Source organism: Streptomyces sp. NPDC050625 (genome assembly GCF_040654755.1).
Lineage (GTDB): Bacteria > Actinomycetota > Actinomycetes > Streptomycetales > Streptomycetaceae > Streptomyces.
In genome coordinates, this window is the sequence record NZ_JBFAIQ010000094.1 from 1 (window position 1) to 5,087 (window position 5,087).

The window sequence follows — 5,087 nt, forward strand, 5'->3', positions numbered from 1 at the left end:
CGGCAGGCGCTGGCGTCCGCCGGGCTCACGCCGGCCGACGTGGACGCCGTCGAGGCCCACGGCACGGGGACGAAGCTGGGTGACCCGATCGAGGCACAGGCGCTCCTCGCCACATACGGCCAGAAACACTCCGACGACCGTCCGGTGTGGCTGGGCTCGGTCAAGTCCAACATCGGTCATACGCAGGCCGCCGCGGGTGTCGCCGGTGTGATCAAGATGGTGCTGGCGCTGCGGCACGGCGTGCTGCCGCAGACGCTCCATGTGGACGAGCCGACCGCGCACGTCGACTGGTCGGTGGGCGCCGTGCGGCTGCTGACCGAGGCGGTGGAGTGGCCCGCGCGTGAGGTGCCGCGCCGGGCCGCGGTGTCGTCCTTCGGTATCGGCGGCACCAACGCGCACACGATCATCGAGGAGGCGCCCGCCGCGGCCGTGGCCGAGCCGGCCCGGGAACACCGCCCGGTGCCCGTGCCGTGGGTGCTCTCGGCAAAGAGCGAAGTAGCGCTGCAGGCCCAGGCGGAGCGTCTGCTGGCCTTCGCGACCGACGACGTGTCGCCCGTCGACGCCGGATTCTCGTCGGCCACGACGCGGTCGGCGCTGGAGCACCGGGCCGCGGTGATCGGCACCGACCCGGCCGAGCTGCGGGCGGGGCTGGAGGCCCTCGCGGCAGGCGAACCGGCGGCGAACGTCGTCGCCGGGCGCGCTCACTCGGCCTACAAGGTCGGGTTCTTGTTCTCGGGTCAGGGCTCGCAGCGGTTGGGGATGGGGCGTGAGCTGTATGAGGCGTACCCCGTGTTCGCTGAGGCCCACGACGAGGTGTGCGCGCTGCTGGAGGCGCCGGTCGATGTGGACTCGGAGGAGTTGGATCAGACGGGGTCGACGCAGCCGGCGTTGTTCGCGGTCGAGGTGGCGTTGTTCCGGTTGCTGGAGTCGTGGGGTGTTCGGCCGGATTATGTGGCCGGTCACTCGGTGGGTGAGATCGCGGCCGCGCATGTGGCGGGTGCGTTGTCGCTTGAGGATGCGGCGAGGCTGGTCTCGGCACGCGCTGCGTTGATGCAGGCCCTGCCCACGGGCGGCGCGATGCTGGCGGTTCAGGCGACCGAGGCCGAGGTGCTGCCGCACTTGACCGACGAGGTTGGTATCGCGGCGATCAACGGCCCGCAGTCGGTTGTCGTCTCCGGTGCTGAGGACGTGGTCGTCGCCCTGGGTGAGGCCTTCCGGGAGCGGGGTCGTAGGACGTCGCGTCTGAAGGTGAGCCACGCGTTCCATTCGCCGTTGATGGATCCGATGTTGGAGGAGTTCGGTGCAGTCGTTCGTGGTCTGACGTTCAGTGAGCCGCGCATCCCGGTGGTCTCCAATCTCACCGGCCGCCTGGCCGAGCCGTACACCTCCGAGTACTGGGTGCGGCACGTCCGAGACGCGGTCCGCTTCGCCGATGGCGTACGGACCCTGCACGAGCTGGGTGTGACCACGTTCGTGGAGATCGGTCCCGGTGGTGTCCTCAGCGGCATGGCACAGGGCTGTGTGGACGACATCGTCACCGTCCCCGTACTCCGAGCCGACTACCCCGAACCCCAGGCGCTCACGACCGCGTACGCCCAACTGCACGTCAACGGCGCCGAAGTGGACTGGCACGCCTTCTTCCCGGGCGCCCGCCGCGTCGACCTGCCCACGTACGCCTTCCAACGCGAGCGCTACTGGCTCGACGCCCCCGCCTCCGCCGGTGACATGCGCGCGGTGGGGCAGGGCGAGGCCGGTCACCCGCTCCTCGGCGCCGCCGTGCCGCTGGCCGATGGCGACGGACACCTGCTCACCGGGCGGCTCTCGACGCACACGCACCCGTGGCTGGCGGACCACGCCGTCAGTGGGGTCGCGCTTCTGCCGGGAACCGCGTTCGTCGAGCTGGCGGTCACCGCTGCCGACGCCGTGGGCTGCGACCTGCTGGAAGAGCTGACGCTGGAGACACCGCTGCTCGTGCCCGAGCGCGGCGGCGTCGCCCTCCAGGTGCGCGTCGGCGCCGACGACGGCTCGGGCCGCAGGCCGCTGACCGTGCACTCACGGATCGACGACGGGGACGCGTACGCCCACGGGAACGACTCCGAGCGGGCATGGGTTCGGCACGCCTCCGGCTCGCTGACCGTCGCTACACAAGGGCCCGTGGACGGCTCGCTCGCCTCATGGCCGCCCATGGGTGCGGAGCCGGTCGACGTCGACGGGTTCTATGACCGCCTCGCAAGCATGGCGCTCGACTACGGCCCCGTCTTCCAGGGGCTGCGCGCCGCGTGGCGGAGCGGGGACGACTTCTTCGCCGAGGTGGAGCTGCCCGGCGGCGCGGAGCGGACGGACGCGGGCGCGTACGGCCTGCACCCCGCGCTGTTCGACGCCGCCCTGCACACCGTCTGGCTGGGCGCGGTCGAGCCCGAGGCCGGGACGGGGCACGGGCTGCTGCCGTTCGCCTGGAGCGGGGTGCGCCTGGCGGCTGCCGGAGCCTCCGGCCTGCGGGTGAAGGTCTCGCGCACCGGCACCGGCACGGTTTCGCTGGTGCTGGCCGACGGCACCGGTGAGCCGGTCGCGCACGTCGATTCGCTGACGCTGCGCCCTGTGCCCGCCGATCAGTTGCGCGCCGGTCCCGGCAGTGACGACGCGGTCTTCGCTCTGGAGTGGACGCCATTCAGCCTGCCGTCCGCGCCGGCTGGCACGAGGATCGAGATGTACCAGGATCTCGCCGCTCTTCGAGCCGCTTACTCGCCGGCGGACACCGAAGCCGATGCCGGAGCCGTCACCGATGCCGGAGCCGTCGCCGATGCCGTGGTGGTGCCCTGCCCGACCGGGGACGGCGTGGACCTGGCCACCCGGGTCCGTCAGGTCACCCACGCCGTGCTGGAGCTGGTGCAGTGGTGGCTGGCCGAGGAACGCCCGGCGCGCCTGGTGCTGGTGACGCGTACGGGAGACCTCGCCCAGTCGGCGGTCCGCGGACTGGTGCGCTCGGCGCAGACCGAGAACCCCGACCGCATCGTGCTGGTCGATACCTCCAGCGATGCCGATGCCGACGCCGATGCCAATGCCGGAAGGGGTGTTGACGACGCCGGTCTTGCCCGGGTGCTGCCCGGCCTGATCGCGTCGGGTGAGCCGCAGGCCGCGGTGCACGCGGACGAGGAGGTCCGGGTGCCGAGGCTGGTCCGTGTCGCCGCGCCGGACGCGGAGACGGAGCTTCCCGGCCTCGGCACCGGCACCGTCCTGCTGACCGGCGCGTCGGGCGGGCTGGGCGGGCTGTTCGCCCGGCACCTGGTCGCCGAGCACGGCGTCCGCAGTCTGCTGCTCGTCAGCCGCCGCGGCGGGGACGCGCCCGGCGCGGCCGAGCTCGCCGCCGAGCTGACAGCGCAGGGCGCCGACGTCGCCTGGGCCGCTTGTGATGTGGCCGACCGCGACGCCGTCCGTGCGCTCCTGGCCGGGCCTGGGCAGAGCCTGTCCGCGATCATTCACACAGCCGGCGTCCTGGATGACGGAGTCATCGGCTCGCTGACCCCCGAGCGGTTGGACGCCGTGTTCCGCCCGAAGGTGGACGCGGCGCTGAACCTGCACGATCTGGCGGGTGAGTTGTCCGGCGACCTGTCCGCGTTCGTGCTCTTCTCCTCAGTGGCGGGCGCCCTCGGCACGCCCGGCCAGGGGAACTATGCCGCTGCCAACACGTTCCTCGACGCCCTCGCTGAGCACCGCCGTACCGCGGGCCTGCGGGCCACGGCGCTGGCCTGGGGCCTGTGGGCGCAGGACAGCGAGAGCGCCATGACCGGCAGCCTCGACCACACCGATCTCACGCGGATCAGGCGCATGGGACTCGCCGCGCTCCCGTCGGCGGACGGCCTGCGGATGTTCGACGCGGCGCTGGCCACCGATCGGGCAGCAGTCGCCCCGATCCGGCTCGACACGTCCGCCTTCCGTGACGGACCGGGGCAGCCCGTGCCGCCGGTCCTGCGTGGACTGGTGCGGGTCGCGCCGACGCGACGTGCTGCGCAGACGGCGCCGAAGGGATCGCTGGGTCAGCGGCTGGCCGGGCTGCGGGAGGCCGAGCGCGAGGACGTGGTGCTGGAGCTGGTGCGCACCGAGGTCGCCGCCGTGCTCGGACACGCCGACGCACAGTCGGTCGGCGCGGACGACTCGTTCAAGGACATCGGGTTCGGCTCGCTGACCGCCGTCGAACTGCGTAACCGGCTCAACTCGGCCGTCGGCATGCGCCTGCCCGCCACCCTGGTCTTCGACTACCCGAACCCGCTCACCCTCGCCCGCTTCCTCACCGCCGAAGCCGCAGGTTCCGGCGAGGCGACGGCAGCCGTGCCGGCGACCGTCTCCACGGCCACCGGAACGGCGGACGAGCCCATCGCGATCGTGGGCATGGCCTGCCGCTACCCCGGCGGCGTGCAGTCGCCCGAAGACCTGTGGCAGCTGGTCTTCTCCGGCCGCGACGCCGTGTCGGGCTTCCCGGAGGACCGCGGCTGGGACGTGGAGAAGCTCTACGACCCGAACCCCGAGCAGTGGGGCACCAGCTACACCCGGCATGGTGGCTTCCTCCACGACGCGGCGGACTTCGACGCCGAGTTCTTCGGGATCTCGCCGCGTGAGGCGCTGGCGATGGATCCGCAGCAGCGGTTGCTGCTGGAGACGTCGTGGGAGGCGTTCGAACGGGCCGGGATCGACCCGGTGACGGTGCGGGGCAGCAGGACCGGTGTCTTCGCCGGCGTGATGTACCACGACTACGGCGGGCGCGTGCACACCTCGCCGGCAGGGCTGGAGGGCTACCTCGTCAACGGCAGCGCGGGCAGCGTCGCTTCGGGCCGCGTTTCGTACACCTTCGGCCTTGAGGGGCCGGCGGTCACGGTCGACACGGCGTGCTCGTCCTCGCTGGTGGCGCTGCACCTGGCGGCCCAGGCGCTGCGGAGCGGCGAGTGTTCGATGGCGCTGGTCGGCGGCGTCACGGTGATGGCAGGCCCGTCCGTGTTCGTGGAGTTCAGCCGTCAGCGTGGCCTGTCGGCGGACGGCCGGTGCAAGGCGTTCGCTGCGACTGCGGACGGTACGGGCTGGGCCGAGGGTGCGGG

The 5,087-nt window shown here is 72.5% G+C and carries 1 protein-coding gene; it reads left to right on the plus strand.

Going from position 1 to position 5,087, the window contains the following annotated elements:
- On the plus strand, nucleotides 1–5,087 hold a 5,087-nt coding region (locus AB0I54_RS47875; protein ID WP_363302712.1), incomplete at both ends, for a type I polyketide synthase.